This is a genomic window from Robiginitalea sp. (assembly GCF_049588695.1).
In the GTDB taxonomy this organism is placed as follows: domain Bacteria; phylum Bacteroidota; class Bacteroidia; order Flavobacteriales; family Flavobacteriaceae; genus Robiginitalea.
The window spans coordinates 1-5,039 of record NZ_JBAVZJ010000362.1 but is presented as its reverse complement, the minus strand read 5'-3'; the positions used below and the strand labels follow the sequence as shown (position 1 = coordinate 5,039).

General features: G+C 49.2%; 4 protein-coding genes. 2 read left to right on the top strand and 2 right to left on the bottom strand.

The genetic code is table 11. The features are described from left to right. On the top strand, window positions 1-1,176 hold a 1,176-nt coding region (polA, locus tag WBV75_RS08740; protein WP_424120246.1), incomplete at its 5' end, for a DNA polymerase I. Between the two features lie 22 nt (window positions 1,177-1,198). On the opposite strand, the gene WBV75_RS08735 is transcribed toward polA, so the two are convergent. Together WBV75_RS08735 and WBV75_RS08730 are read right to left on the bottom strand one after the other, a co-directional pair. Beyond that, window positions 1,199-1,687, bottom strand: a complete 489-nt coding sequence (locus WBV75_RS08735; protein ID WP_424120245.1) for a hypothetical protein — start codon at window positions 1,685-1,687, stop codon at window positions 1,199-1,201. A gap of 62 nt (window positions 1,688-1,749) precedes the next feature. Beyond that, entirely contained in the window at window positions 1,750-4,446 is a 2,697-nt protein-coding gene (locus WBV75_RS08730) for a DUF5916 domain-containing protein (RefSeq protein ID WP_424120244.1), read from the bottom strand. A 260-nt stretch (window positions 4,447-4,706) separates the two neighbouring features. Between WBV75_RS08730 and rplM the strand changes: the two genes are divergently transcribed. Continuing rightward, the coding region (rplM, locus tag WBV75_RS08725) for a 50S ribosomal protein L13 (RefSeq protein ID WP_424120243.1) at window positions 4,707-5,039 on the top strand (333 nt) is incomplete at its 3' end.

Here is a 5,039-nt window from a genome sequence, read left to right as displayed (position 1 = left end):
ATGGAATTAGAGGGCATCAACCTGAACAGTGAGTTTCTCGGAGAGCTTTCCGGGGCTTTGGACAGGGATATCGCTTCCCTCGAACAATCCATATACGAAGCGGCCGGGGAAACCTTCAATATCGGATCCCCAAAACAGTTGGGGGAGATTCTCTTCGACAAACTAAAACTAATCGCCAAGCCTAAAAAAACAAGGACGGGTCAGTATTCGACGGCAGAAGATGTACTCGCTGCCCTGGCGAAAGATCACGGCATCATCAGGGATGTGCTCGAATATCGTGGACTGGCCAAACTCAAAAGTACTTACGTCGATGCCCTTCCGGAACAAGTAGCCCCTTCTACCGGACGGGTACATACAGATTATATGCAGACCGTTGCGGCCACAGGGCGCCTGAGCAGCAACAATCCCAACCTGCAAAATATCCCGATCCGAACCGAGAGAGGTCGGCAAATTCGCAAGGCCTTTATACCCAGAAATGAAGAATATCTATTGCTCGCCGCAGATTATTCCCAGATTGAATTGAGGATTATCGCTGCCCTCAGTGAGGAAACCACCATGATTGAATCCTTCAAACGCGGTGAAGACATTCACGCCGCCACTGCGGCTAAAGTATTTCAGGTTCCCCTGGAGGAAGTGACCCGGGAACAGCGGTCGAATGCAAAAACGGTGAACTTCGGAATCATCTATGGGGTTTCGGCATTCGGTTTGAGCAACCAGACGGATCTCAGCAGGACTGAGGCCAAAGAGCTTATCGATACTTACTATAAAACGTATCCCAAACTCCGAACCTACATCAGTGACCAAATCGATTTTGCCCGGGAACACGGGTATGTCCAAACGGTACTCGGACGCAGGCGGTATTTGAAAGACATCAACGGAAGCAATGCGATTGTTCGGGGAGCCGCCGAGCGCAACGCCATCAATGCACCCATACAGGGAAGTGCGGCAGACATAATTAAAATTGCCATGATTCGGATCCAGGAAAAATTAGAGGCAGGGGAATATCGCACAAAAATGCTCCTGCAAGTTCACGATGAACTGGTTTTTGACGTCTTTAAACCCGAATTAGATTCAGTCCGCAAGCTGATAAAAACAGAAATGGAGCAGGCATATACCCTTTCAGTGCCCCTGACCGTAGATATTGGTGTGGGAGACAACTGGCTGGAAGCCCATTAATTCGGAATTACGCGTATCGGTGTTACCGCCTTTCAAAAACTAGGGATCCGGAAACCTCTAGATCGTCAAACTCTTCGCCCTCGAGAAACAAAGTGAGCCTGTCTCCATTGAGGGTGGCATCTATAGAGATGCTCATCCCATTGGAATCGGTGATTCGCAGCTGGCCGTTTTCAAAAGTATAGGTAGCCGATTCGGAATCGTTTTCAGTAGGACAATCGATGCTCAAACTTCCCGTGAACAAACCCGACAAATCGAGATAGTCAATGGAAGTGAGCAGGGTAGCCTCATTATCCGCTTCCAAAATCATCGAAATAAGATAACATTCCTGGGCCGCCAGGAGATTGAAAAGGTCTGCCAGGCCCTGTTCTTCCTGTGAACCAGAATCCAGCTGAAGCGTCACGGCATCCCACGTCCCTTCGATAGAGTTGGAACCGGAATCTCCATCATCATCTGAGGAACAGGAAAGGAGACTTGCCATTAATAGGGCTGAAAAGAGTAATCTAAGTTTCATATTACAGAGTATATAGTATGGTTATGAAACGTTTTTTTTAAGGAATTCGTATATATAAATGCTCAAAAGGCAAAGCGGTAGGTCGCCTTTAACAGGAGGGTATTCCTGGGGATCGCATCCCCGAAGATATTGGATTCCAGTCCTCCAAGCAGGGCCTGGTTCGGATCTCCGGAGGTGGTGAGGTCCTGGGACCATACAAGGAAGAGTTCAGAACCCGGAATATACTCCCAGCGAATGACCAGGTTTGAACGGAATTGCACGAAAGAAAAATCCGGGTTGTCAAAGCTGAAATCCGGATTCCCATCGCCGTTTTCATCCACGCTGTACACATCTTGCGATTCGCTGATCTCAGCAGGGCCGTATTGGCGTATTCTATTTTCAAAACGTTCTGCCAACGGATCGGTAACCGTCTTAAAATCTGTATACAGCCCGTTAGAGATAAAGGGCTGGCCCCAGTACTGAATCGTCAGGTTGGGATTGATGGTATAGTTCAACCTCAGGGACATCGAAAAAGTCTCCTGGGAAATCGATCCATTGAGGTAACGCGGCTGCCCGTCTACCGATAAGTTGTCTACAAACTGAAGCTGGTCCTCATTCCGGCTGAAGTTCGGAAATACTGAAAATTGAAGGGCATTGGTAGGCTGATAGGAAAAACCAGCCTCCACGGAATATCTCCAATACGAATTATCCACCGCCTTCGCTCCATTGTGGAAAAAGCTGAAACGCAATTTCTTCCTCGAATCTGTATTTATACCATTCCAGAAACTGAGTTCGGGCGATATTCTAAGGCGGGGGCCCCCGCGGAGTGCAAAATTAGAATACTGAAGGGGGGCGTAATTAAAGCCAATATTCGTAAACCAGTTATTCGCCCAGTTCTGGAAACTATTTGTATTCAGACGGATATTATTTAAATACCCTCCAAAATCCCATACTGCCCAATGGTTGTAATTGATCCCAACCCGTCGGAAGGTCTTGTCCGGTTTCAGGGTCTGATAGGCCACCCAGGTATAATGCCGGATATCATCCGCCTGACGCTGAAAACCAATATCGTTAAGTTCCAGCCCGGGGGACCTCCAGGTCGCCCCACTTTCAAATCTCCAGTGGCCATTACCGACTTTTCCAAGCTGCAGGTTTCCCCCGGTCCCGGACAAAGAGGTCCGCTCCGGATCCACCTCCACATGGGAGGCGCCCACCCTCTGGAACAGGTGGGTAATACTTTCCTGTGTTCTCAGGATAGCCTCCTCGCTTCCCAGGATATGGCTCCAGATCAGGCTCCCGCCGAGATACCAGTCCCGGTTATTCCATTGGTGCTTAAAATCCAGGCCTCCCGAGTAGGCCGCCGTATGCAGGAAATCCAGAGAAGCGGGAAGTTCTTCCCTGTTCGTTGCTGTGAGAATTGTCCCTATATAGGTATCCCCTTCATTGAAGTCCTTCTGAACCCGACCTACGAGGTAATTGGTGAGGGGTTCTACGACTTCACTTGTCCTGTCCCCATTGGTGTCTATCGTAGCCGTCCTCCTGGCCGTCAGGCTTTCCAGCAGGCCAACAGACCAGCCATTCTGGGTTTTCCCACTGAATTTTGCAGCTCCGAGTATGGGGGTGCTTTCGGGCACATCGGCGTATTCCCCATCGCTCAGATCCGGTGAACCCTGGGGGTCCCTTCCGATCCTCCGGGAATAAAATACATTGTCAGAACCAAATGTATTCCCCGCAATGGATGGCGACACCGGCAGTTCAAAAATGTTTTTGTTTTCGACAAAGAAGGGGCGTTGTTCCCGGAAGAAAATCTGGAATCCGTCCAGGGCGATGGCTGATGGATCCGCCTCCACCTGTCCAAAATCAGGATTGACCGTCAGGTCGAGCGTAAGGTCATTGGTGATGCCGATTTTAGCATCCAACCCGGCAGTCAGGTCTAAATCACTTCCATCTTCAAAGGGGTTCCCCTCATCTGCCTCAAAACTCCTGCTCCGCACTACCGTATAGGGCTGTATTTCAAGCTGATTCTGGGGTTCGAGGTTCTTAAGCCCGTGAAGTTCCCCAAATTCACTGACCCACCCGGGTTGGTCAATGGGCTTACGTTGCCAAAGGGAGCGTTCCTCCTCCCGGAAAAAACGCCGGGTGGACTGCAGGCCCCATACCTGATCCGGGGCATCGCTGAATTTTAACTGGCTCAAAGGAATCCGAACCTCAGCGGTCCAGCCTTCACTGTCAATCCTGGTTTTGGTATACCAAATCGGATTCCAACTTGCATCCCAGTTGTTCCCGTTATTGGACACAAATTCATCTCCCTTAACCCCGGCCGCCGTAATCGAAAACGAAAAAGCGGAGCGCTTGTCGTTGTAACTATCTATATTGACCTCTACCCAGTCTCCGGCAAAGCCGTCCCTGCGGGAGAGTCTACGCTCAATCTTGTCGGGCTCCGGATCGTAACACCTGAATGCGAGATACAGGTTTTTGGCATCGTAGAGTATTTTGAATTTGGTCTGCACGCTGGGTGCGGTATTCTCATCGGGCTGGAATTCAATATAATCCCCTCCCCAGGATACCCGCTCCCAGATGGCATCAGTGAGTTCCCCGTCAATCTGAGGGGCCTCTTCGGGAGCTATACCTGTTGTCGTGTATTTCTTTTTGACCACTTCCTCAGATGAGCCTTCAGCAGCGGCCGTCCCGGTTGTACCCGGGGTATCGGAGGGGGTATCCTGGGCCCCCAAAATCACCGGAAAAACCAAACAGAAAATATATAAGCGTACTTTGTACATTGAATCTTCTCGGGTAGTAACAATTATAAGGACTGATCGCACTTAAGATTGTTACACCCCATGGCCTCCTTTTTTGGAATAGTTTGACAGCCCCGGTTTACATTGGGGAATGAGTGGGTTTAAGGCGAATAATCCCGGGGCTGATGGCATTCAATACGAATTGAAAAAATATGATCTGAACCCATTTGTTATTCTACATTATAATCGTACATTTGCAGCCCGTTTATCGGACTTGAAGTGTTTAATTTAATATACAAGTAGTGGATACATTGAGCTACAAAACGATTTCGGCCAATAAAAAGACCGTGACCAAAGAATGGATATTGGTCGATGCCGATGGTCAGACTCTGGGCCGCCTTGCTTCCAAAGTAGCAAGCATGCTCAGGGGCAAGAACAAAACAAATTTTACACCCCACGTGGATTGTGGTGACAATGTTGTGGTCATCAATGCTGATAAGATCACCCTCTCCGGGAATAAGTGGGAAGATAAAACATACATCCGGTACACGGGTTATCCCGGCGGACAGCGTTCCAAAAACGCGCGTGAGCTGATGGATAAAAATCCTACCGCCATGGTAGAAAAAGCAGTGAAG

Excerpts from the sequence above, each read along its gene's own strand:
- WBV75_RS08735 (WP_424120245.1), bottom strand. The coding sequence starts at position 1,687 with ATGAAACTTAGATTACTCTTTTCAGCCCTATTAATGGCAAGTCTCCTT.
- WBV75_RS08730 (WP_424120244.1), bottom strand. The coding sequence starts at position 4,446 with ATGTACAAAGTACGCTTATATATTTTCTGTTTGGTTTTTCCGGTGATT.